General features: G+C 68.2%; 24 protein-coding genes. 10 read left to right on the top strand and 14 right to left on the bottom strand.

Translation table 11 applies throughout. From position 1 onward, the window contains the following. Positions 1 to 23: 23 nt before the first annotated feature. The 5 genes from BMZ21_RS14655 to BMZ21_RS14635 are packed head-to-tail and all read left to right on the top strand — an operon-like array spanning position 24 to position 5,446. Positions 24 to 752: a CpaD family pilus assembly protein gene (locus BMZ21_RS14655; protein ID WP_244543844.1), complete on the top strand. Its 729-nt coding sequence runs from the start codon at positions 24 to 26 to the stop codon at positions 750 to 752. 8 nt (positions 753 to 760) lie between these two features. Continuing rightward, complete coding sequence (locus BMZ21_RS14650; protein WP_091836080.1) at positions 761 to 2,008, top strand: CpaE/TadZ family protein; 1,248 nt, start codon at positions 761 to 763, stop codon at positions 2,006 to 2,008. 3 nt (positions 2,009 to 2,011) lie between these two features. Continuing rightward, entirely contained in the window at positions 2,012 to 3,457 is a 1,446-nt protein-coding gene (locus BMZ21_RS14645; RefSeq protein WP_091835564.1) for a TadA family conjugal transfer-associated ATPase, read from the top strand. An 18-nt stretch (positions 3,458 to 3,475) separates the two neighbouring features. Further along, complete coding sequence (locus BMZ21_RS14640) at positions 3,476 to 4,456, top strand: type II secretion system F family protein (RefSeq protein ID WP_091835561.1); 981 nt, start codon at positions 3,476 to 3,478, stop codon at positions 4,454 to 4,456. Positions 4,457 to 4,468: 12 nt separating this feature from the next. Beyond that, positions 4,469 to 5,446, top strand: a complete 978-nt coding sequence (locus tag BMZ21_RS14635; protein ID WP_091835557.1) for a type II secretion system F family protein — start codon at positions 4,469 to 4,471, stop codon at positions 5,444 to 5,446. 207 nt (positions 5,447 to 5,653) lie between these two features. Here BMZ21_RS14635 and BMZ21_RS14630 read toward each other — a convergent pair whose 3' ends face one another. After that, the gene (locus tag BMZ21_RS14630; RefSeq protein ID WP_091835554.1) at positions 5,654 to 6,493 is read right to left on the bottom strand and encodes a tetratricopeptide repeat protein; all 840 of its coding nucleotides are present in this window, start codon (positions 6,491 to 6,493) and stop codon (positions 5,654 to 5,656) included. 141 nt (positions 6,494 to 6,634) lie between these two features. On the opposite strand from BMZ21_RS14630, the gene BMZ21_RS14625 reads away from it, so the two are divergent. The 3 genes from BMZ21_RS14625 to BMZ21_RS14615 all read left to right on the top strand — a co-directional run bounded on the left by BMZ21_RS14625 (position 6,635) and on the right by BMZ21_RS14615 (position 9,477). Beyond that, on the top strand, positions 6,635 to 8,020 hold the full coding sequence (locus tag BMZ21_RS14625) for a leucyl aminopeptidase family protein (RefSeq protein WP_208862285.1): 1,386 nt from the start codon (positions 6,635 to 6,637) through the stop codon (positions 8,018 to 8,020). A 74-nt stretch (positions 8,021 to 8,094) separates the two neighbouring features. Next, positions 8,095 to 8,448, top strand: coding sequence for a MarR family winged helix-turn-helix transcriptional regulator (locus tag BMZ21_RS14620; protein WP_091835552.1), 354 nt, complete (start codon positions 8,095 to 8,097; stop codon positions 8,446 to 8,448). Positions 8,449 to 8,619: 171 nt separating this feature from the next. Further along, complete coding sequence (locus BMZ21_RS14615; RefSeq protein ID WP_091835549.1) at positions 8,620 to 9,477, top strand: C40 family peptidase; 858 nt, start codon at positions 8,620 to 8,622, stop codon at positions 9,475 to 9,477. A 106-nt stretch (positions 9,478 to 9,583) separates the two neighbouring features. On the opposite strand, the gene BMZ21_RS14610 is transcribed toward BMZ21_RS14615, so the two are convergent. The 10 genes from BMZ21_RS14610 to BMZ21_RS14565 form a co-directional block, all read right to left on the bottom strand. Beyond that, the gene (locus tag BMZ21_RS14610; protein ID WP_091835546.1) at positions 9,584 to 10,528 is read right to left on the bottom strand and encodes a 2-hydroxyacid dehydrogenase; all 945 of its coding nucleotides are present in this window, start codon (positions 10,526 to 10,528) and stop codon (positions 9,584 to 9,586) included. Positions 10,529 to 10,541: 13 nt separating this feature from the next. Beyond that, positions 10,542 to 11,849, bottom strand: a complete 1,308-nt coding sequence (gene deoA, locus BMZ21_RS14605) for a thymidine phosphorylase (RefSeq protein ID WP_091835543.1) — start codon at positions 11,847 to 11,849, stop codon at positions 10,542 to 10,544. Next, entirely contained in the window at positions 11,849 to 12,610 is a 762-nt protein-coding gene (gene deoC / locus BMZ21_RS14600) for a deoxyribose-phosphate aldolase (protein ID WP_091835540.1), read from the bottom strand. Before deoC ends, deoA begins: the two co-directional genes overlap by 1 nt. Before the next feature lie 2 nt (positions 12,611 to 12,612). After that, positions 12,613 to 13,425 carry a purine-nucleoside phosphorylase gene (locus BMZ21_RS14595; protein WP_091835537.1) on the bottom strand — a complete coding sequence of 271 codons (813 nt, stop codon included), beginning with the start codon at positions 13,423 to 13,425 and terminating at the stop codon, positions 12,613 to 12,615. A 61-nt stretch (positions 13,426 to 13,486) separates the two neighbouring features. Further along, positions 13,487 to 13,897 carry a cytidine deaminase gene (locus BMZ21_RS14590; protein ID WP_091835534.1) on the bottom strand — a complete coding sequence of 137 codons (411 nt, stop codon included), beginning with the start codon at positions 13,895 to 13,897 and terminating at the stop codon, positions 13,487 to 13,489. After that, complete coding sequence (locus BMZ21_RS14585; RefSeq protein WP_091835531.1) at positions 13,898 to 14,869, bottom strand: ABC transporter permease; 972 nt, start codon at positions 14,867 to 14,869, stop codon at positions 13,898 to 13,900. A 3-nt stretch (positions 14,870 to 14,872) separates the two neighbouring features. Then, positions 14,873 to 15,973, bottom strand: a complete 1,101-nt coding sequence (locus tag BMZ21_RS14580; RefSeq protein ID WP_091835528.1) for an ABC transporter permease — start codon at positions 15,971 to 15,973, stop codon at positions 14,873 to 14,875. Next, positions 15,970 to 17,502 (bottom strand): ABC transporter ATP-binding protein, encoded by a 1,533-nt coding sequence (locus tag BMZ21_RS14575; protein ID WP_091835525.1) that lies wholly within the window; start codon positions 17,500 to 17,502, stop codon positions 15,970 to 15,972. The genes BMZ21_RS14580 and BMZ21_RS14575 overlap by 4 nt, the downstream gene beginning before the upstream one ends. A gap of 13 nt (positions 17,503 to 17,515) precedes the next feature. Then, complete coding sequence (locus BMZ21_RS14570) at positions 17,516 to 18,517, bottom strand: BMP family lipoprotein (RefSeq protein WP_091835522.1); 1,002 nt, start codon at positions 18,515 to 18,517, stop codon at positions 17,516 to 17,518. A gap of 132 nt (positions 18,518 to 18,649) precedes the next feature. Further along, positions 18,650 to 19,420, bottom strand: coding sequence for an SDR family oxidoreductase (locus tag BMZ21_RS14565; protein ID WP_091835519.1), 771 nt, complete (start codon positions 19,418 to 19,420; stop codon positions 18,650 to 18,652). Positions 19,421 to 19,548: 128 nt separating this feature from the next. Between BMZ21_RS14565 and BMZ21_RS14560 the strand changes: the two genes are divergently transcribed. Next, positions 19,549 to 20,334: a HesA/MoeB/ThiF family protein gene (locus tag BMZ21_RS14560; protein WP_091835516.1), complete on the top strand. Its 786-nt coding sequence runs from the start codon at positions 19,549 to 19,551 to the stop codon at positions 20,332 to 20,334. Position 20,335: 1 nt separating this feature from the next. Here the strand turns inward: BMZ21_RS14560 and gshB are convergent, their stop codons facing one another. The 3 genes from gshB to rsmI all read right to left on the bottom strand — a co-directional run bounded on the left by gshB (position 20,336) and on the right by rsmI (position 22,657). Continuing rightward, positions 20,336 to 21,283, bottom strand: coding sequence for a glutathione synthase (gshB, locus tag BMZ21_RS14555; RefSeq protein WP_091835513.1), 948 nt, complete (start codon positions 21,281 to 21,283; stop codon positions 20,336 to 20,338). Between the two features lie 70 nt (positions 21,284 to 21,353). Continuing rightward, complete coding sequence (locus tag BMZ21_RS14550) at positions 21,354 to 21,734, bottom strand: YraN family protein (RefSeq protein WP_091835510.1); 381 nt, start codon at positions 21,732 to 21,734, stop codon at positions 21,354 to 21,356. Further along, on the bottom strand, positions 21,731 to 22,657 hold the full coding sequence (rsmI, locus tag BMZ21_RS14545) for a 16S rRNA (cytidine(1402)-2'-O)-methyltransferase (RefSeq protein WP_091835507.1): 927 nt from the start codon (positions 22,655 to 22,657) through the stop codon (positions 21,731 to 21,733). The genes BMZ21_RS14550 and rsmI overlap by 4 nt, the downstream gene beginning before the upstream one ends. A 171-nt stretch (positions 22,658 to 22,828) precedes the next feature. On the opposite strand from rsmI, the gene BMZ21_RS14540 reads away from it, so the two are divergent. Further along, positions 22,829 to 24,040 carry a penicillin-binding protein activator gene (locus BMZ21_RS14540; protein ID WP_244543843.1) on the top strand — a complete coding sequence of 404 codons (1,212 nt, stop codon included), beginning with the start codon at positions 22,829 to 22,831 and terminating at the stop codon, positions 24,038 to 24,040. Positions 24,041 to 24,091 lie beyond the last annotated feature (51 nt).

Genomic DNA, 24,091 nt, shown 5'->3' with positions numbered 1-24,091 from the left:
GGGCCGCGACAAGGATGGCGATCGTGACCAGCAAGCCCTCTCGGACATACAAGGCAGCGTTGCCCGTCACGCTCGGTGCCGCGCTCCTGCTCGGAGCCTGCGCCAAGGGCGATATCTCGACGTCCGGCATTCCCACCGACATCCGCGAGCGTCATCCGATCGTGTTGCGCGATGCGCCGCGCTCGCTCGATGTCTTCGTCGGCCGGGCTGGCGGCGCGCTCGACCCGCGCCAGGCCGACGACGTCGCCCGCTTCGGCGAGGATTATCGCCGCAGCGGCAAGGGCGGGTTGGTTGCCGAGGTTCCGACTGGGACCGGGCGCGATCTTGCGACTCATGACACGCTCGACGGCATCCGCCGCTCGCTCGCCCGGGCCGGCGTCTCGCCCGGCGCGCTTTCGGTCAGGACCTATCGCATCGCCGATCCCGGGCTCGCATCGCCGATCCGCCTGACCTACGCCTCCTTGCAGGCCGGGCTCCCGCATTCCTGCGGGCAATGGCCGGTCGATCTCGGCGTCGCCAGCTACAAGACGGATGCGATGAACGAGCCATACTGGAATTTCGGCTGCTCCACCCAGGCCAATCTCGCGGCGCAGATCGCCGATCCGCTGGATCTGGTGCGCGCGCGCGGCGAGGGCCGCCTCGACACGCAAAAGCGCATGGAGGCGATCAAGAAGCTGCGCGAGGGCAAGGATCCCTCGACGCAGTATCGCCAGGAGCAGACCAAGATCAGCGACGCCGTCGGAGGCAAATGATGGCGAGCATGCCGGGATTCGAGCCGGAGACTGGCGGCGACGAGATCATCGCGCCGCTGCCGCGCGTCACCTTGCAGGCCTTCTGCGAGACGCAGGACGTCGCCGCGGCGATGCAGGCGGTGACCGCCGACCGGCGCATGGACAAGGTCCAGGCGCGCGTCCAGATGGGCGGCCCGGCGGCGGCGGTCGAGGCCTTCCGCGGCGCCCCGACGCCGAATGTGATCGTGCTCGAGACCGTCAGGGAACCGGCAGTGCTGGTCTCCAACCTCGATGCACTCGCGGAGAGCTGCGACCCCGGTACCAAGGTCGTCGTCATCGGCCATGTCAACGACATCCAGCTCTATCGCGAGCTGATCCGGCGCGGCGTCAGCGACTATCTGGTCGCTCCGTTCGGGGTCCTCGACCTGCTGCGTACCCTGTCCGAACTCTATGCGACGTCGGGTTCGGCGACGCTGGGGCGCACCATCGCGATTGTCGGCGCCAAGGGGGGCGTCGGCTCTTCGACCGTCGCGCATAACGTCGCCTGGGCGATCGCCCGCAATCTCGACGCCTCGACGGTGATCGCCGATCTCGACATCGCCTTCGGCACCGCTGGGCTGGATTTCAACCAGGATCCGCCCCAGGGGGTCGCCGACGCCGTGTTCGCGCCGGAGCGACTCGACGCCAACATGCTCGACCGGCTCCTGTCGCGTTGCAGCGAGAATCTCTCCCTGCTCGCAGCTCCGGCGATGCTCGACCGCACCGTCGATCTCGGCGAGGACGCGTTCGAGCTCGTGCTCGACCTGCTTCGGGCCAGCGTCCCCTGCATCGTGCTCGACGTGCCGCATCTGTGGACAGGCTGGGCCAAGCGGGCGCTGGTCGGCGCCGACGAGGTCGCGATCGTCGCCGCCCCAGAGCTCGCCTCGCTGCGCAACGCCAAGAATCTGATGGACTTGTTGCGTGCCGCCCGGCCGAACGATTCCGTGCCCCGCCTGATCCTCAACCAGGTCGGCTTGCCCAAGCGGCCGGAGATCGAGGCGAGCGAATTCGCCAAGGCGGTCGGGATCGAGGTGATGACGTCGATCCCCTTCGACGCCCAGCTCTTCGGTACCGCGGCCAATAACGGCCAGATGATCGCCGAGGTCCAGCCGGGCAGCAAGGTGGCGGACGCCTTCGTGCAGATCGGGACGGTTCTCACCGGTCGCGGCGAGCAGAAGCGCAGCAAGCGCAGCCTGTTCGAGCCCCTGGTGGCCAAGTTGATGCGTCGGAAGGCCTGACCCATGTTCGGCAAGCGACAGCAGACAGCCCCGGCTCTGGCAGGCGCGCCGAGCGCCGCGGCGCCTGCGCCGATGCGCGCGGCCGAGCAGCGACCCGCGGCTGTCGAGGCGCGGCGGGCGCCGCCGCCGCCACCAGCACCGGCGGACATGCCGCGGTCCGACGAATATTATCAGATGAAGAGCATGATCTTCGGTGCTCTGATCGAAGCGATCGACCTTTCGCAGCTGGCCAAGCTCGACGGCGAGTCGGCTCGCGAGGAGATCCGCGACATCATCAACGAGATCATCTCGCTGAAGAATGTCGTGCTCTCGATCGCAGAGCAGGAGGAGCTGCTCGACGACATCTGCAACGACGTGCTCGGCTATGGACCTTTGGAGCCGCTGCTGGCGCGCGACGATATCGCCGACATCATGGTCAATGGCGCCGGCCGGACCTTCATCGAGACCGGCGGCAAGATCCAGCTCACCAGCATCCGTTTTCGTGACAACGCGCAGCTGATGAACATCTGCCAGCGCATCGTCAGCCAGGTCGGCCGCCGTGTCGACGAATCCTCGCCGATCTGCGATGCGCGTCTCGCCGACGGCTCGCGCGTCAACGTGATCGCGCCGCCGCTGGCGATCGACGGGCCTGCCCTCACCATCCGCAAGTTCAAGAAGGACAAGCTGACGCTCGACCAGCTCATGCGTTTCGGCGCGATCTCGCCGCCTGGCGCAGAGATCCTGAAGATCATTGGGCGGGTCCGCTGCAACATCGTGATCTCGGGCGGCACCGGCTCGGGCAAGACGACGCTGCTCAATTGCCTGACCAACTATATCGAGCACGACGAGCGCGTCATCACCTGCGAGGACGCCGCCGAGCTCCAGTTGCAGCAGCCGCACGTGGTGCGCCTGGAGACCCGCCCGCCCAACCTCGAAGGGTCGGGTGCGATCACGATGCGCGATCTCGTCAAGAACTGCCTGCGCATGCGGCCGGAGCGTATCATCGTCGGCGAGGTGCGCGGGCCGGAGGCCTTCGACCTGCTCCAGGCGATGAACACCGGCCATGACGGCTCGATGGGCACGCTGCACGCCAATACGCCGCGCGAGTGCCTGAGTCGTATCGAGTCGATGATCACCATGGGCGGCTTCAGCCTGCCCTCGAAGACCCTGCGCGAGATGATCTGCTCCTCGATCGACGTGATCATCCAGGCGCAGCGCATGCGTGACGGTTCGCGCCGCATCACCCACATCACCGAGGTGATGGGCATGGAAGGCGACGTGATCATCACCCAGGACCTGATGGTCTACGACATCCTCGGCGAGGACCCGAATGGCAGGTTGATCGGCCGGCATCGCTCGACCGGCATCGGTCGGCCGCGCCTGTGGGAACGTGCCCGCTATTTCGGCGACGAGCAGCGGCTCGCCGCGGCGCTCGACCAGCTCGAGGCCGATGGCCGGGTCGACGCCTGAGCAGGAAGAAGGCACGCCATGGACTATGGCCAGATCGCCGCCGCCATCCTAGCCGCCGTCTCGGCGGGCGGTATCGCCTATGCCCTCTTCTATCCGAGGCTGAGCGGCCAGGCGCGCGCCGAGCAGCGCCGTCGTGAGTTCGCCGCCCCGGCCGCGATCCGGGCTGCGGCCGATCGCGAAGCGCAGAGCCAGGCCCGGCGCGGGCAGGTCGCGCAGAGCCTGAAGGACATCGAGAATCGCGAGAAGGCGCGCCACAAGGTTACCATCGAAGGCCGTATCGAACAGGCCGGGCTGTCCTGGTCGCGCAAGCAGTACTGGCTGCTCGGCGTCGTCCTGGGCATCGTCATGGCCGTCGTGCTTCTGCTCACCTCGGGCAACTGGGTCGTGATGCTGGTCGGCTTCGTCGTCGGCCTGCTCGGCCTGCCGCGCTGGTACCTGTCCCATCTCGGCAAGAAGCGGATGATGCGCTTCATCAACGAGTTCCCGAACGCGCTCGACGTCATCGTGCGCGGCATCAAATCGGGCCTGCCACTGAACGACTGCCTGCGCATCATCGCCAACGAGGCCCAGGAGCCGGTCAAGTCCGAGTTCCGGCTGATCGTCGAGGCGCAGACGCTCGGCCTGCCGCTGACCGACGCCGCTACCAAGCTGTATGAGCGCATGCCCTGCGCGGAGGCCAATTTCTTCGGTATCGTCCTGGCGATCCAACAGAAGACCGGGGGCAATCTCGCCGAGACCCTGGCCAACCTGTCTCGGGTGATCCGCGAGCGCCGCAAGATGCGCGACAAGATCAAGTCCGTGTCGATGGAGGCCAAGGCCTCCGCCGCGATCATCGGCTCTTTGCCGCCTGCCGTCGCCGGCCTCGTCTATCTGACGAGCCCGGGCTACATGGACGCCCTCTTCTACACGGATGCGGGGCGCATCGCGCTGGTCGGCTGCGGCGTCTGGATGCTGATCGGCGTGCTGGTCATGCGCAAGATGATCAACTTCCAGATCTGAGGAGCTTTCGCTATGCTCGCGCTCCTGATCGAGAACGTCACCGACTTGAGGGTCCTGCTCGCGCTGGTCGGCGGGGTGGCCGTGGCCGTCACGATCATGACCGTGGCAGCGCCGCTGCTCGAAGGCAACGTCCTCGGCAAGCGCATGAAATCCGTCGCCTCCGAACGCGACAAGATCCGCGCCCGGGAGCGCGACCGGCTGGCGCGCCAGGTGGACAAGGTCTCGCTCCGCCAGGAGCCGAAGGCATTCATGCGAAACATTGTCGAGCGCTTCAAACTCGGCGATTGGCTGGGGACCGAGACCGCCAAGCGGCAGCTCGTCATGGCGGGTTTCCGCGGTCAGCAGGCCGAGGTCGGCTTCCTCTTCTTCAGGCTGGTCACCCCGATCGGCCTTTTCCTGTTCGCGCTGTTCTATCTGTTCGTGCTCAACGATCTCGGCCAGACCGTCATCGTACGGGCAGGGATCGTGATCGGCGCCGCCTATGTCGGCATCAAGGCACCTGAAATCTACCTGTCCAACACGATGGCCAAGCGCCAGTTGTCGATGCGGCTAGCCTTTCCGGATGCGCTCGACCTGATGCTGATCTGCGTGGAATCGGGCATGTCGATCGAGCTCGCCTTCCGCAAGGTCTCGACCGAGATCGGCAGCCAATCGGTGGCGCTGGCCGAGGAGTTCGCGCTCTGCACGGCCGAGCTCTCCTATCTCTCCGAACGTCGGCAGGCCTATGAGAACCTCGCGCTGCGCACAGGTCTGGAATCGGTGAAGTCGGTCTGCACCGCGCTGATTCAGGCCGAGCGCTACGGCACGCCGCTTGGCACCGCCTTGCGCACGCTGGCGCAGGAGAGCCGCGATCAGCGGATGAACGAGGCCGAGAAGAAGGCGGCGGCCCTGCCGCCGAAGCTGACCGTGCCGATGATCGTGTTCTTCCTGCCGGTGCTCTTCGTGGTGATCATGACCCCGGCGGTGCTGAAGGCCCTCAGGGCCTTCTGACAGTCGGATCTCGCCGCGATCGAACCTGAGGCCTCAATCCTGCAAGACGAGCCCGAGATCATCGCGCATCCAAACGGATGCGGTCACGATGGTATATCACATGCTGTAGAAGGGTGAGGCCTGCCCGCAAATGGCCGCGCTACCGATCGCGACAACGCAATCTCACGCAATCGCAAGCCAATCTTAGAACCAAAGAAGGACCGGCGATCAGCCGGTCGGCTGGGGCGCTTTTTCGGGAGCGGCCGTGCGGGCGGCCGGCTTGGCCTTGCCGCGCAGCATCTCCCAGCTATTGGGCTGGCTCACCGAGCGGCGCAGATAGGCGATGGTCGCGGAGGCTTCTGCCGGGCTCATGTCCTGGCGGGCGAGCTGCTCGGCCTCCTGGAAGCGCCCTTGCAGGCCGAGCACCAGGACGAGGTTCTGGCGCACCCTGCCGTCGGCGCCCGGCACCGTCGCCGCCTCACGCAAGATGCGCTCGGCTTCGGGCAGGCGCTTCGACAAGGCGAGCGACAGGCCGAGATTGGACATCACCGTCGGCTCGTTCGGCACGAGCTTCAATGCCGCCGCGTAGAGCTGCTGCGCGCGATCGTGCTCGCCGAGCTGGTCGGCGACGGTGCCTTGTGCCGACAGGATGCGCCAATCCGGCTTCTCCGGCGAATGGGCGCGGCCGAGCACGTCGTCCGCCTGCTTCAGGCGGCCATTGTCGGCGAGCGAGCGGCCATAGGCGCCGAGCAACTCCTGATCGTCGGGATGGATGATCACGGCGCCTTCCAGGATGGCGAGCGCCTGGGCGTTCTTGTCGAGCGCCCGCAGCGCGCGGGCATAGAAGAAGGCGGCGTTGCGGTCCTTCTGGTTCGCATCGTAGCGCTTGCCCCAATCGGCCTCTTCGCTGCGCCATTGCGCTTCCGTGCGGGGCTGCGTCTGCCGGGTGCCGATCGAGCCGGTGACGTCACCGGGGCCGCCGCGCATCTGGCAGGCGCCGAGCGCGAGGCAGAGAGCTGAAGCCGCGGCGAGATGGCCGAAACGGAGGGCGCGAATGCGGATGGACATAGGCCTGGGATGCCTCGCCGATACGGGAAAGCTGTTGCTCCTGGTGATAAAACGTTAACCCTAACGGACTGTTAATCATGCGGATCGGCGCCCGCCTTGCATGCTGGCGCTCGAGATTGCGTCATTCGAGGTACGTCGACCGTGCATCCGTTGCTGCTGCCTGCCGGAACATCCGCCATTCCAGTCCATTGCGTCGCCAGGACCGATTGGCCGGCTTTGCGTGACGGGTTCGCGCCGCTGCCACGCAGCTTCGCGCAGGCGCAAGGCTTCGAGGCGCGGCCCGGCCAGCATGTCGTGCTGCCGGATGCCGCCGGCGCGCTCGCTGTGGTGCTGCTCGGCGTCGATCCGTCAGGTCCGCGCCGGCGCGACCCCTTTGCGCCCGGCCGCCTCGCCGCCATCCTGCCGCCGGGAGACTATGCCTTGGCCGGCGATATCGGCGATCCCGGCCTCGCCGCGCTCGGCTGGCTGCTGACCTCCTACCGTTTCGAGCGCTATCGCAAGCCCAAGGCCGCCGCGGCGCGGCTCGTCCTGCCCGACGGCGTCGACGGCGAGGAGTTGAGCAATCTCGCACAGGCGAGCGCGCTGGCGCGCGATCTCGTCAACACCTCGGCTGCCGATCTCGGCCCGGCCGAGATCGAGGCAGCGGTGCGCTCGCTCGGCGAGAGCCATGCAGCCGAGGTCGACAGCATCGTCGGCGACGATCTGCTCGCGGCCAATTTCCCGATGATCCACGCGGTCGGACGGGCTTCGCCGCGGGCGCCGCGGCTGGTCGAGCTATGCTGGGGCCAGGAGGGCGATCCGAAGGTTACCCTCATCGGCAAGGGCGTCGCCTTCGACACCGGCGGCCTCAACCTGAAGACCGACGCCGGCATGCTGCTGATGAAGAAGGACATGGGCGGCGCGGCGGCGGCGATCGCGGCGGCCGGCATGATCATGCGGGCGAAGCTCAAGGTGCGCCTGCGCCTGCTGGTGCCGGCGGTCGAGAATGCCGTCTCCGGTTCCTCCTTCCGGCCCGGCGACGTGCTGCGGAGCCGCAAGGGGCTGACCGTCGAGATCGGCAACACCGACGCCGAGGGGCGGCTCATCCTCGCCGACGCGCTGGCGCTCGCCGACGAGGAGGCGCCGGAGCTGCTGCTCGACTATGCCACCTTGACCGGTGCGGCACGGGTCGCACTCGGGCCCGATCTGCCGCCGTTCTATACCCATGACGACGGACTTGCCGCCGAGATCGCCCGTCTCAGCGCGGCAGTGAACGATCCGGTCTGGCGCATGCCGCTCTGGCCGCCCTATGACGGCATGCTCGATTCCAAGATCGCCGATATGAACAACGTCTCCGGCGGCGCCTTTGCCGGCTCGGTGACGGCGGCGCTCTTCCTCGACCGCTTCGTCGAGAAGAGCCGCTCCTATGCCCATTTCGACATCTACGGCTGGAACCCCTCGACCAGGCCCGGCCGGCCCGAAGGCGGCGAATGCCAGGCGGCACGGCTGACCTACGCGCTGGCGAAGCAGCTCTACGGCGTGCGTTAAGCCTGCTGCGTGGCTCTGCTTGCGCGACGATCACGCTGCGATAATGATACGGACCCGTAACGATCGGGGACGCGATGGTGCTGGAGATCAAGCCGACGCAGGCGCTCAGGCTCTGGCGCGAGGTTCATCTCGATCTGGTGCGCGACACGCAAGCCGATCTCTCGGTGCGCCAGACCGCGATCCTTCTGACCATCTATCTCGAATTGCCGCCGCACACCGTGCGCGGCCTCGCGGCGCGGCTCGGCGTTACCAAGCCGGTGATCACCCGCGCCCTCGACAGCATGGGTAAGCTTGGTCTCGTCAGCCGCAAGCGCGACGAGCTCGATAAGCGCAACGTGGTCATTCAGCGGACCGTCGCCGGCGCGCTGGCGGTCGAGCACCTCGCCGATCTCGTCACGGCGCGAGCGCGCGAATTGGGGCCAGCCTGAACAAAGCTGCTGCTTCTCACAAGAAGCTGGTCATCCCGGACAAGCCGCGTCAGCGGCGCCGATCCGGGATCCATTCCTGAACCGTTCCGGAATGGGTCCGGGTCTGCGCTTCGCTCCGCCCGGGACGACTCGCGCATTCCTTCGTGCGACCGCAGCCATTACAGTGCCGGCATGAGCCCGATTCTCGACCGCCGCCTCACCCCGGCCCGCCCGGATCTCGCCGCCCGCCATCTCGATGGCCAGGTCGAGGCCCTGGCTTTCGTCGATCCGATGCCGATGCGGGTGGTGACGCCGTCAGTGCCGCTGCGGCGCGAGCCCCGGCCGGATGCGCCGCTCGACACTGAGGCGCTCGCGGGAGAGGCGGTCAGGGTCTACGAACAGCATGAGGGCTGGGCCTGGGGCCAGCTCGTCGGCGATTCCTATGTCGGCTACCTGCCCGAGGATTGCCTCGCCGGCGACGCGCCGGTGCCGACGCATCGCGTCAGCGCGCTCCGGACCTTCGTCTACCCCGGCGCTTCGATCAAACTGCCGCCGCTGGAGGCGTTGTCGCTCGATGCAGGGGTGGCGGTCACCGGCGAGAGCGGCGACTTCTTCACCACCGGCCATGGCGGCCACATCTTCAAGCAGCATCTGTGCCCCCGCGAGCAGCACGAGCTGGATTTCGTCGCCGTCGCCGAGCGCTTCCTCAACGTGCCCTATTTCTGGGGCGGCAAGACCAGCCTCGGCCTCGACTGCTCAGCGCTGGTCCAGCTCTCGCTGGCGGCTGCCGGGGTGGCGGCGCCGCGCGACTCCGACATGCAGGAGCGCGGGCTCGGCGAGGCCGTCGCCTTTGACGACGGCCTGGAGGGCCTTCGCCGCGGCGACCTCGTCTTCTGGAAGGGCCATGTCGGCATCATGACCGATCCCGATACGCTGCTGCACGCCACCGCCTATACGATGAGCGTGATCAGCGAGCCCTTGCGTCCGGCGCGCGATCGCATCCTCGCCCGCAATGGCGGGCCGATCACCGCGATCCGGCGATTGGGTTAAATTGCGCCGCTGCTGTCCCGACCATCCACGTCTTCGCCGGTCGAAGATGGTGTTCAAGACGTGGATGCTCGCCACAAGGGCGAGCATGACGAGCTGACGGCGTGCCTCAATAACCCCGGCTGGGATCGACGACGTTCTGCAGCTCGCCGCCGGCCTCCAGCCGTCTGATCTGCGCCGCGATCTGGTCGGCGACCGCCTCGGGCGCCGACATGGCGGAGTTGTGCGGCGTCACCGTCACGGCCGGATGGGTCCAGAGCCGCGAATCCTGCGGCAGCGGCTCGGTCTCGAACACGTCGAGCACGGCTTCCCGGAGCTCGCCGGCGTCGAGCGCGGCGAGGATGTCCGTCTCGACCTGCAGTTTCCCACGGCCGGCATTGATCAGTACCGGCCCGCCGAGCCGGCCGTCGCGCGCCAGCCTGGCGAGCAGCGGGCGGTTCAGGATGCCTTCCGTCTCCGGCGTATGCGGCAGCAGCACGACCAGGATGTCGGTGCGGGCGAGAAAGGCCGCCAGGCCGTCCTCGCCGGAGAAGGTGGCGAGCCCCTCGATCACCTTCGGCGAGCGGCTCCAGCCGGCGACGTCGAAGCCGATCACCTGCAGCTTGCGCGCCGCGTCCTGGCCGAGCTCGCCCAGCCCCATGACGCCGACGCGGACCTCGCGCGCCGCCGGCTGGTGGCGGTCGTCGTCCCAGGACTTCTCGCGCTGCTGGCGCTCGTAGCGGCGCTGCTGGCGCAACTGCATCAGGCAGTGCATGACGACATATTCGCTCATCCGCGTCGTCAGGTCGGGATCGATCACGCGAGCGATCGGCGCGTGCGGCAGGCGGCTGTCGGTGAAAAGGTGGTCGACGCCGGCGCCGAGCGAGAAGATCGCTGCGAGATTGGGCAGGCCGGCAAGGCTGCCCTCGGGATGCTTCCAGCTCGCGACATAATGCACGGCGCGCCGGTCGAAGGGCTCGCCGAGCGTGACGATCGGCAGGTCCGGCAGCAGCGCCGAAAAGCGCTCGCGCCAGCTCTCGACATGCCAGCCGGTGATCGCCAGAAGCAGGCTCATGAAAAGGACTCTCCTAGGCAGGGATGATCAGCGGCCCACGCGTAACAGCGACTTCGCCGCGGCGATAGGCGCTCTTCAGGCGGATGCGGGCGGCGTCGAAGCCGGCCTCGCTGCGGGCATGGATGATACCGAGCGGTCTGTCCGGCCCGACCCGGTCGCCGAGCCCGGCGAGCTCGGTAATCCCGACGGCATGGTCGATCTCGTCCTGCGGCCGGGTACGTCCGCCGCCGAGTGCGACCACGGCGAGGCCGACGCCGCGGGTGTCGATCGCCTCGACCAGGCCGGGACGATCGGAGAAGACCGGGCGGACGATCGGCGCCCGCGGAAAATGTCGCTCGGGATGCTCCAGCAGGTCGGCCGGGCCGCCGAGCGCCGCGATCATGTGGATGAAGCGCTCCGCCGCCGCGCCGCTGGCGAAGGCGTCCTCGATTTTGGCGATCGCTTCTTCGCGCGTCGCCGCCAGCCGGCCGAGCAGCAGCATCTCGGCGGAGAGCGCCACGGTGACCTCATGGAAGCGCGGCTCGCGCCGCCGTCCGGTCAGATGATCGAGCGCATAGGCGACCTCGAGCGCATTGCCGGCGGCTGAGGCCAGCGGCTCGCTCATATCGGTGAGCAGCGCCCGCGTCGGCAGGCTGGCGCCATTGCCGACATCGCTGAGGCTCTGCGCCAGCGCTTGCGCCTTGTCGAAATCGCGCATGAAGGCGCCGGAGCCGAACTTTACGTCCATGGCGAGGCCGGAGAGCCCGGCGGCCAGCTTCTTCGACAGGATCGAAGCGGTGATCAGCGGGATCGATTCGACCGTGCCGGTCACGTCGCGGATCGCATAGAGCCGCTTGTCGGCCGGGGCGAGATCGGCGGTCTGGCCGATGATGGCGCAGCCGGCCTCGCGCACGACATGGCGGAAGAGGTCGATGCCCGGCTGGGTGACATAGCCCGGCACGGCGTCGAGCTTGTCGAGCGTGCCGCCGGTATGGCCGAGGCCGCGGCCGGAGATCATCGGGACATAGCCGCCGCAGGCCGCCACTGCCGCGGCGAGCGGCAGCGAGACCGTGTCGCCGACACCGCCGGTCGAGTGCTTGTCGAGCGCCGGGCCCGGCAGGTCGCGCCAGTCCAGCACCGTGCCGGAATCGCGCATGGCCAGGGTCAGCGCGACGCGCTCCTCGGCGTCCATGTCGCGAAAGAAGATCGCCATGGCGAAGGCGGCGGCCTGGCCCTCGCTGACCGCGCCGTCGGTCAGCCCGGCGATCATCTGGCGGATGTCGTTTACGCTCAGGCGCTCGCCATCGCGCTTGGCTGCGATGATTTCCTGCGGCAGGCGCATCAATAGGCTCCGTCGGTCCGTTCGGCCGGGGCGATGCCGGCGATGATGTCGGCGAGCACGCCATAGAGCCCGCTGGCGCCGAAGCGGAAGGTCTTCGCCGTCGCCCAGTCAGGGCCCATGATCTCGTCGGCGAGATCGAGATAGGTTTTTGCGTCGGCCAGCGTGCGCAGCCCGCCTGATGGCTTGAGGCCGACTGGTTTGCCCGAGGCCTTGATTGCCTCCAGCATGGTGCGGGCGGCCGCCGGCGTGGCGGAGGTCTTGGTCTTGCCGGTCGAGGTCTTGATGAAATTGGCGCCCGCTGCGATCGCAAGCTCGGAAGCGGCGCGAACCGCGAGCTGATCGGGATACTCGCCGGTTTCGAGGATGACCTTGAGCGTCTTGTCGCCGCAGCTGCCGCGCGCCTCGGCGACCATCTCGCGGGCGATCTCGGCATCGCCGGCGAGGAAGGCGCGCCAGGGCAGCACCAGGTCGATCTCGTCGGCGCCATCCGCGATCGCCTCGGTGATGTCGCTGCCGATCAGGCTGCAATTGCTGTTGCCGGCCGGAAAGTTGATCACGGTTGCGATCCTGACCGGCGAGGCTTTCAGCGTCTGGCGCGCCAGCTTGAGGAATTGCGGCCAGATGCAGATCGCCGCGACCGGGCCGGGCGCCGCGACCGCCCGTGCACAGAGCTGCAGCGTACCGGTCTCGTTCGCCTGATCGGACAGATCCGTCAGATCGAGCAGGCGTAGCGCGCGCAAGGCGAGGTCGGCGTCCGACATGATCAGAGCTCGCTCAGGAAGGCGCGCAGCACCCGCCGCAGCGCCGTGGTCGCGGTCGCCGCGACGTCGCGCGTCTCGCCATGGCTGGGCGCGCCGCCCAAAATGCCCGCGCCCATATTGGTGACGATCGAGAGGCCGGCGACGCGCAGGCCATAGCGGCGCGCCAGGATCACCTCCGGTACGGTCGACATACCGACGAGATCGGCGCCGAGCGTCTTGGCCATCTTGATCTCGGCCGGCGTCTCGAAGCTCGGTCCGGAGAACCACATATAGACGCCTTCGCCCATATTGGCGCCGCTGGCCGCCGCCGCCTTCTTCAGCCGGGCGCGCAGATGCGGGTCATAGGCGTCGACCATCGGCACGAAGCGGCCATCGCCGGTATCGCCGACCAGCGGGTTGGGGCCGTTATAGTTGATGTGGTCGGTGATCAAAGCGAGGCTGCCCGGCCGAAGATCGGGCCGCAGCGAGCCGGCGGCGTTGGTCAGCACCAGCGGCGGCGAGCCGAAGGCGGCGAGCATGCCGAGCGGCACGCGCATGATGGCGGGATCGCCGGTTTCGTAGAAATGCGCGCGGCCCTCGAAGACCAGCACGCGCTTGCCGTGCAGGACGCCATAGCTGAGCCGCTTGGCATGGCCGGAGACCGCGCCCTTCGGGAAGCCGGGAATCTCCTCGAACGGAATCGAGATCGGCTCGACCATGTCGTCGATGATGCGGCCGAGCCCGGTGCCGAGCACGATGGCGCAGTCGATGCCGCCATCGATGCCACGATCGATCAATACCGATGCCGCTTGGTCGAAAAGCGCATCCGCTGCCATGTTGTCTGCTCCATCGGCGCGTTGGCCGCGCTCGTCGGGCCACCTGGACGGTGCCCGCAAATCACTTCGGCAAGTTGGCCGGTCCGAACGAGGCTGGCAACAGCTCGGCCAGCGAAAATCGGGCGCGGATTCCGTCCGGCCCGGCGATCAGGATCGGCGTCTCCGTCGCGGCGAATTCGCGGATACGCTGTCGGCAGGCGCCGCAGGGCGTCACCAGCTCGGCGCCATCGCCGATGACGACGATCGCGCGGATCGCCCCCGCACCGCCGGCGATCATCGCCGAGATCGCTCCCGCTTCGGCGCAGGCGCCGACCGGGTAGGCGGCGTTCTCGACATTGCAGCCGGGATAGACCTTGCCGTCATCGGCGAGGATGGCGGCCCCGACCTTGAAGCGGGAATAAGGCGCATAGGCCTTCTGCTGTGCTGCTAGCGCCGCGGCAAAGAGCGCCTCGAGATCGGGTTCGGCGGACACTCAGCGTTCCTTGACATAGGGCAGGCCCGAGGCCTTGGGCGGCGTCGCCTTGCCGATGAAGCCGGCGAGCAGCACCACCGTCATCACATAGGGCAGGGCCTGGATCGCCTGCACCGGCACCTGCCCGATGCCGGGCAGGACCACACCCTGCAGTCTTATCGCGACGGCATCGAGCAGGCCGAAGAGCAGGCAGGCGAACAGGGCCGGCCAGGGCCGCCAATTGGCGAAGATCACGGCGGCCAGCGCGATGAAGCCCTTGCCGGCCGTCATCTGCGGCAGGAACCCGGCCGATTGCGAGACAGCGAGATAGGTGCCGCCGAGGCCGCAGAGCGCGCCGCAGATGATCACCGCGGCATAACGCAAACCGGCGACCGAGACGCCGGCCGTGTCGACTGCGGCCGGATTCTCGCCGACTGCGCGCAGGCGCAGGCCGAAGCGGGTGTGCTTCAGTGTCAGCGCCGTCAGCACGAGGGCGAGCACGGCGAGATAGACCGGCGCCGCGTGGCCTGAGATCGCGATGTCGTAGATCGGTCCGAAGACCGGGATCTCCTTCAGCGCCCCGACGAAAGGCAGATCGAGTTCGGGAAAGCGGGCGGCCCCTTCGAGGTTGGGCGTGCGCCCGCCTTGGCCGTACCAGGCATTGCCGAGGATGGCGGTGAGCCCGACCGCCAGCATGTTGATCGCGACGCCGGAGACGATCTGGTTGCCGCGCCAGGTGATTGCGGCAAAGCCATGCACCAGCGACAGCGCGATCGCGGCGAGCATGCCGGCCCCTAAGCCGGCCCAGGCCGAGCCGCTGTGATAGGCGACCACCGCCGAGGCGAAGGCGGCGATCAGCATCTTGCCTTCGAGGCCGATGTCGACGACGCCCGAGCGTTCCGACCAGAGCCCGGCCAGCGCCGCGCAAAGCAGCGGGATCGACAGGCGGATCGTTGAATCGAGGATGACGGCGATGGTCTGGACGATCTCCATCGCCTAGCCTCCGCGCCCGAGAGCAAGCACGCTGGCGACGAGCCGCCGGAACAGGCCGTCGAGCGCGCCGGCGAAGAGGATGACGATGCCGCCGATGACCACGACCATGTCGCGGGTGATGGTCGGCTTGTCGAAGGAGAGCTCGGCTCCGCCCTGGTAGAGCACGCCGAAGAGCAGGGCCGCGAGGCTGACGCCGACCGGATGGCCGCGCCCCATCAGCGCGACCGCAATGCCGACGAAGCCGTAGCCGGCGGTGAAATCGAGCACGAGCCGGTGCTGCACGCCCATGGCTTCGTTGACGGCGAGCCCACCGGCGAGCGCGCCCGAGATCGCCATCGCCACCATGATGATCCGCGCTGGCGGGATGCCGGCATAGGCGGCGGCGCGGGGATTGGCGCCGACGGTGCGGATCGCATAGCCGAGCCGCGAGCGGTAGATCAGCGCCCAGACCGCGACCAGCGACGCCAGCGCCAGCAGGAACGAAGTGTTGAGCGGCGTCGAGGGCAGTTTCAGCCCGAAGGCGCCGAGCAGCTCATGGATCGGCGTCAGCACCGCCTGCTTCGGGAAATCCGGAGTTTCCGGCTGCATCGAACCGGTTTTCCCCATCACCTCGACGAGGAGATAGACGATCAGCGTCGCGGCGATGAAGTTGAACATGATCGTGGTGATCACGACATGGCTGCCGCGCGTCGCCTGGAGATAGCCGGGGATGAAGGCCCAGAGCGCCCCGCCCGCCGCGGCCGCGAGAATGGCCAGCGGCACCAGCAGGATGCCCGGCAGCGGCGCCAGCCAGAGGCAGGCGAGCGCGGCAAAGATGCCGGCGATGGTCGCCTGGCCCTCGCCGCCGATATTGAACAGCCCGGCATGGAAGGCGACGGCGACGGCAAGGCCGGTGAAGATGAAATTGGTGGTGTAGTAGAGCGTGAAGCCGAGGCCTTCGAGGCTGCCGAGCGAGCCCTTCAGCAAGAGCGCCGTCGCCTCCAGCGGGCTTTCGCCGATCGAGAGTACGACGAGCCCGGCGACGACGAGCGCCGCCGCGACCGAGACCAGCGGGACAAGGGCGGTGTCGGCCCAGCGCGGGAGGTCGATCGGCGCAGCGCTCATGCCGCCCGCTCGCTGACGCCGGCCATCAGCAGTCCGAGATCGCGCTCATCGGTCGCCACCGCCTCGCGCTCGCCGGTGATCTGGCCGCCGCAGAGTGCCAGGATCCGGTCGGAGAGCGCCATCACCTCTTCCAGCTCGACCGAGACGAGCAGGATCGCGACCCCAGCGTCGCGCAGGGCGATCAGGCGGCGATGGATGAACTCGATCGCTCCGATATCGACGCCGCGCGTCGGCTGGCCGACCAGCAGCACCTTCGGCGCCCGCTCGATCTCGCGGGCGAGCACGATCTTCTGCTGGTTGCCCCCGGAGAACTTCGCGGTCTTCAAACCGGGATCGACCGGGCGGACATCATAATCCTGCATCCCGGCGCGGGCATGCTGCTCGATCAGTGTCGGCGACAGGAAGGGCCCGCGCCCGAAGGCCGGGTCGTCATGATAGCCCAGAATCGCGTTCTCAGCCGCGGCGAAGGCGGTGACGAGGCCGGTGCGCAAGCGGTCCTCGGGAATGTGCATCAGGCCGAGCCTGCGCAGATTGGCCGGGTTGCGGTCGGCGGCGTTGAGGATTTTTCCGCCGAGCCGGATCACGCCGCGGGCAGGCTGGGTCAACCCGGCGAGCACGTCGAGCAATTCGCTTTGCCCATTGCCGGCGACACCGGCGATGCCGACGATCTCGCCTTCGTGCAGGGTCAGGCTGGCATCGCGCAGCGTCTCGCAGCCGCGTTCGTCGATCACGGAGAGGCCAGCGGCTTCCAGCACCGGCGCGCCGCGCTTTCGCGGTGTCTTCTCGACGCGCAGCAGCACGCGCCGGCCGACCATCGCCTCGGCGAGCTCGGCCGGCGAGGTCCGTTCCGTCTCGACATGGGCGACCATCTCGCCGCGCCGCATCACCGAGACGCGGTCGGTCACCGCCATGATCTCGCGCAGCTTGTGGGTGATCAGGATCACCGTCTTGCCCTGCGCCTTCAGAGCGCGCAGCAGTTCGAAGAGCTGGTCGGCTTCGGCCGGGGTCAGAACCGCTGTCGGCTCGTCGAGGATCAGGACCTCAGCCCCGCGATAGAGCGCCTTCAGGATCTCGACGCGCTGCTGCAGACCGACCGAGAGCTCGCCCACGATCGCGTCGGGATCGATGGCGAGGCCGTATTCCTGGCTGAGGCGCGCCAGCTCGGCCCGCGCCTTGCCGATGCCGCGCTTGAGCAGTGCCCCGCCCTCGGCGCCGAGCACGATGTTCTCGACGACCGAGAGCGGCTCGACCAGCATGAAATGCTGGTGGACCATGCCGATCCCGGCGGCGATCGCATCAGAAGAAGAGCGGATGCGCCTCAGCTCGCCGCGCACCCGGATCTCGCCGGCATCGGCCTCGTAGAAGCCGTAGAGGATCGACATCAGCGTCGACTTGCCGGCGCCGTTCTCGCCGACGATGCCGTGGATCGAGCCGACGGCGACCGACAGCGAGACGTCCTTGTTGGCCTTGACCGGGCCGAACGCCTTGCTGATGCCGCTGAGCTCGATCGCAGGGTGCGGGTTGTTCACCGACGCGCCGCGCTCACATCGTGCACTTGGAATCCGACATGTAGTCGTGGACCTTGACGGTGCCGGCGATGATGTCGGCGCGGGCCTTGTCGGCGGCGGCCTTCATCTCGGGCGTGATCAGCGCCTTGTTGTTGTCGTCGAGGGCCCAGCCGACGCCGTCCTCTTTCAGCCCGAGCACCGAGACGCCGGGCTTCCAGGTGCCGTCGCGCGCCTCCTTGAACGAGGTGTAGGCGGCGACGTCGACGCGCTTCAGCATCGAGGTCAGCACCTTGCCGGGATGCAGCATGTTCTGGTTGGAATCGACGCCGATGCCGAGCTTGCCGGCGTCGGCCGCGGCGCGCAGCACGCCGATGCCGGTGCCGCCGGCGGCGTGGTAGATCACGTCGGCGCCGCGGTCGATCTGCGACTTGGCAAGCTCGCCGCCCTTCACCGGGTCGTTCCAGGCGGCCGGGGTCGAGCCGGTCATGTTCTGGAATATCTCGGCGTCCTTCTTGCCGGCCTTGACGCCCTGGACGTAGCCGCAGGCGAATTTGCGGATCAGCGGGATATCCATGCCGCCGACGAAGCCGACCTTGTTGGTCTTCGAGGCCAGGCTGGCGATGAGGCCGACGAGATAGGAGGCCTCATGCTCCTTGAACACCACAGACTGCACGTTCGGCAGCTCGACCACCATGTCGATGATGGTGAACTTCAGATTCGGGAACTCGGCTGCGACCTTCTGCAATGCGGTCGCCTGCGAGAAGCCGACGGCGATGATCGGCGAATGGCCGTCGCGGGCGAAACGACGCAGCGCCTGCTCGATCTGGGCGTCGTTGGTCGGCTCGAAATCGCGGAACTCGACGCCGGTCTCGGCCTTGAACTTCTCGGCCCCGACGAAGACGCCCTCGTTGAAGGATTTGTCGAACTTGCCGCCCTTGTCATAGACGATCGCCGGCTTGATCGTGGTCTGGGCCATGACGCCCATGGCCGAAAGGGCGACGCCCGCCAGAGCGAGGGCGAGAGATTTCAAACGCATCGAGCCGTTCCCCTGTCACATGCGGAATGGTTGCGCCATTCCTGCCTGGGGTCACGATGGCACGGCTTGCGGACGGGGCCAAGCGGGCTTGCAGGCCCGCTCGGCGATATCGGTCACATATGAACAGTCGCCTCAGCCGCGCTGGATCGAGACGCCGCCATCGGCGAGGAAGGCGGTGCCGGTGACGAAGCTCGATGCGTCCGAGGCAAGGAAGAGCGCGGCGCGGGCGATCTCCTCCGGCTGTGCCATGCGCTTCAAGGAGTGGATGCCCTCGACGAAGGCCAGCACTTCGGGTCCGGCGCCCGGCGCATTGGTCGTCGCGGCCGGCGTGTCGGTACCGCCCGGCAGCAGGGCGTTGACGCGGATGCGCTTGCCGCCGAGCTCGGCTGCGAGCGCTTTCACCAGGCCGATCTGCCCGGCCTTGCTGGCGGCATAGGCCGACATGCCGGCAAGCCCGGCTGTATGGCCGACGAAGCTCGCGGTGAAGATCAGCGAGCCGCCGCCGCGCGCCTCCAGCGCCGGAACCTGATGCTTTGCGCCGAGGAAGGCACTGGTCAGGTTGATCGCGATCACCTCGTGCCAGTTCTGGTTCGCCATCTGCCCAATCGGGCCGAGTTCGCCGATGATCCCGGCATTGTTGAAGCCGATGTCGAGCCCGCCGAAGCGCTGGGTCGCGGTCTCGACCAAGAGCTGCGCCAGTGCCTCCTCGCGGATGTCGCCGGCGACGGCGATCGCTTCGCCGCCGTCCGCCTTGATCTCGCCGACGAGCGCATCGAGCTCGCTCTGCCGCCGCGCGGTAACGACGAGGCAGGCACCCTCCGCTGCGAAGAGTTTTGCCGCTGCCCGGCCGATCCCTGAGCTCGCGCCGGTGACGATCGCGACCTTGTCCTTCAGTGCCGTCATGTCCCGTTCCTTCGTTCAGACGATGAGGCGCGGGTGATCGCAGGCGCGTGGACGGTGCAGACACCCGCTTCCTGTCACCGCAGGGCACCCGATTGCTGAGGCGGACGGATCGGCCTAGCTTGCCGGCCATGACGCTGAACGAAGCCGAGATCGAGCGCTATGCCCGCCATCTGGTGCTGCCGGAAATCGGCGGCCCCGGCCAAGCGAAGCTCAAGCGCGCCCGGGTTCTGGTGATCGGCGCCGGTGGCCTGGGCGCACCGCTGATCCCCTATCTCGCGGCGGCCGGCGTCGGCACGATCGGCATCGTCGACGACGACCATGTCTCGCTCTCGAATCTGCAGCGGCAGATCATCTTCGGCGCGGAGGATATCGGGGCACGCAAGGTGGTCGCCGCGGCCAATTTCGTCACGCGGCTCAACCCGCGGGTCGAGATCGAGGAATACGTTACGCGGATCGACCCGCACAACGCGCGCGCGCTCGTCGCCTTCTATGACGTCGTCGCCGATGGCTCCGACAATTTCGCGACGCGCTATGCCGTTTCCGATGCCTGCTTCCACGAGAAGAAGCCGCTGGTGACGGCGGCGCTCGGCCGCTTCGACGGCTCGCTCACCACGATCCGCGCGCATGAGACGGCTCCAGACGGGAAGCCCAACCCGACCTATCGCTGCCTGTTCCCGGACGAACCGCCGCCCGGCACGGTCGCGCCCTGCGCCGAGGCCGGCGTGCTCGGTGCGCTCGCCGGCGTGATGGGGTCGCTGATGGCGCTGGAAGTGATCCGCGCGATCACCGGCTTCGGCGACCCCCTCGTCGGCAAGCTCCTGCTCGTCGATGCGATGGCGATGCGCTTCGAGACGATGAAATACGGCTGGGACCCGGACAATCCGCTGAACGGGACGTCTGGCGTCGCCGCCTGAACTATTTCGCCGCGCGCTTGGCCTCGATCACCTCGAAGAGCTGGGCCGCCAGATCGGGGCCGCCGAGCTTCTTGATGGCGCGCACCCCGGTCGGGGCGGTGACGTTGATCTCGGTCAGCTTGCCGCCGATCACGTCGATGCCGACCAGCAGCAGGCCCCGCTCCCTGAGCGCCGGGCCGATGCGCTCGCAGATCTCGAGCTCGCGCTTCGAGAGATCCGTCGGCCTCGCCGCGCCGCCGCGCACCATGTTGGCGCGCAGGTCGCCGGCCGCCGGCACGCGGTTGACCGCGCCCGCCGCCTTGCCGTCGATCAGGATGATGCGCTTGTCGCCTTCCGAGACCTCCTTGAGGAAGGCCTGGATCACCCAGGGCTCGCGGAAGAGGTTGGCGAACAGGTCGTAGAGCGAGCCGAAATTCGGGTCGCCCTTGCCGGTCTTGAACACGGTCGCGCCGCCATGGCCGTAGAGCGGCTTCATCACGATGTCGCCGAACTCCTCGCGGAAGGCTTCGATCTCGGCGCGGTCGCGCGTGATCAGCGTCGGCGGCATCAGCTCGGGGAAATGCGTGACGAACAGTTTTTCGGGCGCATTGCGGACCTCGGTCGGGTCGTTGACGACCAGCGTCTTCGGATGGATGCGCTCGAGCATATGCGTCGAGGAGACATAGGCCATGTCGAAGGGCGGATCCTGGCGCAGCAGCACCACGTCGAGCGTCGAGAGATCGGTCCGCTCGGGCTGGCCGAGGGTGTAATGGTCGCCCTCGACGTCGCGCACCTCGACCGGGCTTATCACGGCGGTGACCTTGCCATCGCGCAAGGTGAGCTTGTCGGGGGTGTAGGTGAAGAGCCTGTGCCCGCGCGCCTGCGCTTCCAGCATCAGCGCGAAGCCGGTGTCGCCGGCGATGCGGACCTTGTCGATCGGGTCCATCTGGATGGCGACGTTCAGCGGCATGGCGGAAGCTCCGGTTGCGGCCGTTATATCGGCTGTGACAGCCCGCTCGTGCAAGTGGCTCAGCCTTGCGTCAGAGCACCAGCTCGAACACGCGGGGCACATGGCGGGGTGGCCGCCAGGGCGCGAGGAAGACCGCATCGGCCCTGAGGTTACGTTGCATCGCCCAGGGATTGCGCGCCAGCCATTGCCGGATGCGGGCTTCGATCAGTCGGCGCTTGTCCGCCGTGATCGCGCTCGCCGCGTCGTCGAGCGATGCGCGCGCCTTGACCTCGACGAAGACGATGTCGTTCCCGCGCGCCATGATCAGGTCGATCTCGCCGCCCTTGCCGCCGAAGCGGTGCTGCAGCAGGCGGTAGCCCTTGAGGCTGAGGAAGGCGACGGCGAGCCATTCGCCGCGGCGGCCGGACAGGCCGGAACGGCGCGCACGCCGGCTGCGCAGCGCCTCGCTCATGGCGTGCGCGTCAGTTCGAGGGCGCGGGCATAGACGACGCGGCGCGGCTGGCCGCTGGCGGCGGCGACCTGCGCCACCGCCTCCTTCAGCGAGACTTTCGCGAGCGCGGCGCGCAGGGCTTCGTCGAGCGTGTCGCCTTGCGCGGCCGTGGCCACGGCGGAGGCGTCGGGCGGGCCGATCACCACGACGATCTCGCCGCGCGCCTCCTCGGCTTCGGCATAGTGGGCGGCAAGCTCGGCAAGGGCGCCGCGGCGGACGTTCTCGTAATACTTGGTCAGTTCGCGCGCGACCGCGCCGGAGCGTGCGCCGAGAACCGCAGCGGCGTCGGCCAGCATCTCGGCGAGCCGGCGCGGCGATTCGAAGAAGACGAGCGTGCCGGGAATGGCGGCAAGCTCGGTGAGGCGTGCCTTTCGTGCCGCGCTCTTCGGCGGCAGGAAGCCCTCGAAGAAGAAGCGGTCGGTCGGCAATCCCGCCAGCACCAAAGCCGCCAGCACGGCAGAGGGGCCGGGAATGCCGGTGACCGGCAAACCCTCCGCCACAACTTCGGCGACGAGCTTGTAGCCGGGATCGGAGACGAGAGGCGTGCCGGCATCCGAGATCAGCGCCAGCTTGCCGCCCTGGCGCAGCTTGTCGAGGATCTTCGGGCGCATCTGCGCGGCGTTGTGCTCGTGATAGGGCAGCAGCGGCGTCGCGATGCCGTAATGCGCCAGCAGCGTCTTCGAAGTCCTTGTGTCCTCGGCCAGCACCGCGTCGGCGGCAGCCAGCGTCGACAGCGCCCGGAACGAGATGTCCTTGAGATTGCCGATCGGCGTTGCGACGATATGCAGGCCCGGTGCGAGCGGCTCGGCCTCGGCCCGGAGCCCGAAGGCCGCATAGCTCGAGGCGCGACCTGGGGCGGGCGGGGCGGATATGGGGCCGGACATGGCGGCGAAACTGCCACAGCGGCCCGGAAGATGCCACTGCCGGTACGGCAACCTAGAGTTAACAACTTGAAAATAGCCTTGCTCACTGGCAGGACTGGTCCACGGTTCGGGACAAGATTCAGCTGGTGTGGGCTTGGTCTCGCGCCTCGCCGAGGAGTGGAGACGAAAGCCGTGTCGCGTCAGAGCAAGCTCCTCACTCCGCCGAGCCGCCGCCTCATCCTGTTGTCCGGTGTCGGCGCGGCGCTCGCCGCCTGCAGCGGCGGAACCGGCGGCCTGCCCGGCTTCGACAGCTCCACTGCGCCGCAGGCGGGCGGCGCTGCCCAGCCCAGCGGCCCGACCATCGGCACCGGCTCGGTCAAGGTCGGCCTGATTCTGCCGCTCACCGCCGAGGGCTCGGGCGCGACCGTCGGCAACTCGCTGAAGAACGCCGCCGAGATGGCGCTTGCCGAATTCCCCGGCGCCGACCTCACGCTGCTGGTCAAGGATGATCGCGGCACGCCCGATGGCGCCCAGGCCGCGGCGCAGGAAGCTCTCCGCGAAGGCGCCGAGTTGATCATCGGCCCGCTCTTCGCGCCCTCCGTCCAGGCCGTCGGCCAGGTCGCCCGTGGCGCCGGCAAACCGGTGATCGCCTTCTCCAGCGACAGCAACGTCGCCTCGCGCGGCATCTACCTGCTGTCGTTTCCGCCGGAGAACGACGTCAACCGCGTCATCGCCTATGCCTCGGCACAGGGGCGCAAATCCTTCGCCGCGCTCGTGCCTGAGACCGCCTATGGCAAGGTCGTCGAGGGCGCCTTCCAGCAGGCGGTCGCCAATCGTGGCGCCCGCGTCGCTGTGATCGAGCGCTTCGGGGCCGACCAGAACAGCATGCGTGCCGCCGCCACGCGGCTGGCGCCGGCGCTGCAGCAGGCGGACGCGCTGTTCGTGCCGGCCGACGCCGCGACGATGCCGACGCTGGGCCTCATCCTGCAGCAGGCCGGCTACGACCCGGCCAAGGTCAAGCCGCTCGGCACCGGCGTCTGGAACGACGCCAATGTCGCGCGCGTTCCGGCGATCCAGGGCGGCTGGTTCGCCTCGCCCGACACCGCCGGCTTCAATGCCTTCGCCGGCCGCTACCAGAAGCGCTTCAACAGCGCCCCGACCCGCACCGCGACATTGTCCTATGACGCGGTCTCGCTGGCGGCGGCGCTCGCCCGCACGCAAGGCAGCCAGCGCTTCTCGGAAAGCGTACTCACCAATGCGTCCGGCTTTGCCGGTGCCGACGGCGTTTTCCGTTTCCGTCCCGACGGGCTGAACGAGCGCGGCCTTGCCGTGCTCGAACTACGCAATGGCCAGATCGTCACGGTCAACGCCGCCCCGCGCGATCTCGGCCCGCGCACGAACTGACGGGCCGCACGCGCGTCATTCTCGGGCGGTGCGTAGCGCCGACCCGAGAAT

The organism is Allobosea lupini (assembly GCF_900109525.1).
Taxonomy (GTDB): domain Bacteria; phylum Pseudomonadota; class Alphaproteobacteria; order Rhizobiales; family Beijerinckiaceae; genus Allobosea; species Allobosea lupini.
The sequence above is the reverse complement of the archived record's forward strand: the minus strand, read 5'-3'. Positions and strand labels throughout refer to the sequence as shown.

What these genes read in the sequence shown, in the direction of transcription:
- rsmI (WP_091835507.1), bottom strand. Translation starts at nt 22,657, where the DNA reads ATGTCCGGCCCCATATCCGCCCCGCCCGCCCCAGGTCGCGCCTCGAGC.
- BMZ21_RS14580 (WP_091835528.1), bottom strand. Translation starts at nt 15,973, where the DNA reads ATGAGCGCTGCGCCGATCGACCTCCCGCGCTGGGCCGACACCGCCCTT.
- BMZ21_RS14550 (WP_091835510.1), bottom strand. Translation starts at nt 21,734, where the DNA reads ATGAGCGAGGCGCTGCGCAGCCGGCGTGCGCGCCGTTCCGGCCTGTCC.
- gshB (WP_091835513.1), bottom strand. Translation starts at nt 21,283, where the DNA reads ATGCCGCTGAACGTCGCCATCCAGATGGACCCGATCGACAAGGTCCGC.
- BMZ21_RS14595 (WP_091835537.1), bottom strand. Translation starts at nt 13,425, where the DNA reads ATGGCAGCGGATGCGCTTTTCGACCAAGCGGCATCGGTATTGATCGAT.
- BMZ21_RS14610 (WP_091835546.1), bottom strand. Translation starts at nt 10,528, where the DNA reads ATGAGCCTGCTTCTGGCGATCACCGGCTGGCATGTCGAGAGCTGGCGC.
- deoC (WP_091835540.1), bottom strand. Translation starts at nt 12,610, where the DNA reads ATGTCGGACGCCGACCTCGCCTTGCGCGCGCTACGCCTGCTCGATCTG.
- BMZ21_RS14615 (WP_091835549.1), top strand. Translation starts at nt 8,620, where the DNA reads ATGAGCCCGATTCTCGACCGCCGCCTCACCCCGGCCCGCCCGGATCTC.
- BMZ21_RS14640 (WP_091835561.1), top strand. Translation starts at nt 3,476, where the DNA reads ATGGACTATGGCCAGATCGCCGCCGCCATCCTAGCCGCCGTCTCGGCG.
- BMZ21_RS14650 (WP_091836080.1), top strand. Translation starts at nt 761, where the DNA reads ATGCCGGGATTCGAGCCGGAGACTGGCGGCGACGAGATCATCGCGCCG.
- BMZ21_RS14645 (WP_091835564.1), top strand. Translation starts at nt 2,012, where the DNA reads ATGTTCGGCAAGCGACAGCAGACAGCCCCGGCTCTGGCAGGCGCGCCG.
- BMZ21_RS14565 (WP_091835519.1), bottom strand. Translation starts at nt 19,420, where the DNA reads ATGACGGCACTGAAGGACAAGGTCGCGATCGTCACCGGCGCGAGCTCA.
- BMZ21_RS14560 (WP_091835516.1), top strand. Translation starts at nt 19,549, where the DNA reads ATGACGCTGAACGAAGCCGAGATCGAGCGCTATGCCCGCCATCTGGTG.
- BMZ21_RS14570 (WP_091835522.1), bottom strand. Translation starts at nt 18,517, where the DNA reads ATGCGTTTGAAATCTCTCGCCCTCGCTCTGGCGGGCGTCGCCCTTTCG.
- BMZ21_RS14635 (WP_091835557.1), top strand. Translation starts at nt 4,469, where the DNA reads ATGCTCGCGCTCCTGATCGAGAACGTCACCGACTTGAGGGTCCTGCTC.
- deoA (WP_091835543.1), bottom strand. Translation starts at nt 11,849, where the DNA reads ATGCGCCTGCCGCAGGAAATCATCGCAGCCAAGCGCGATGGCGAGCGC.
- BMZ21_RS14620 (WP_091835552.1), top strand. Translation starts at nt 8,095, where the DNA reads ATGGTGCTGGAGATCAAGCCGACGCAGGCGCTCAGGCTCTGGCGCGAG.
- BMZ21_RS14585 (WP_091835531.1), bottom strand. Translation starts at nt 14,869, where the DNA reads ATGGAGATCGTCCAGACCATCGCCGTCATCCTCGATTCAACGATCCGC.
- BMZ21_RS14630 (WP_091835554.1), bottom strand. Translation starts at nt 6,493, where the DNA reads ATGTCCATCCGCATTCGCGCCCTCCGTTTCGGCCATCTCGCCGCGGCT.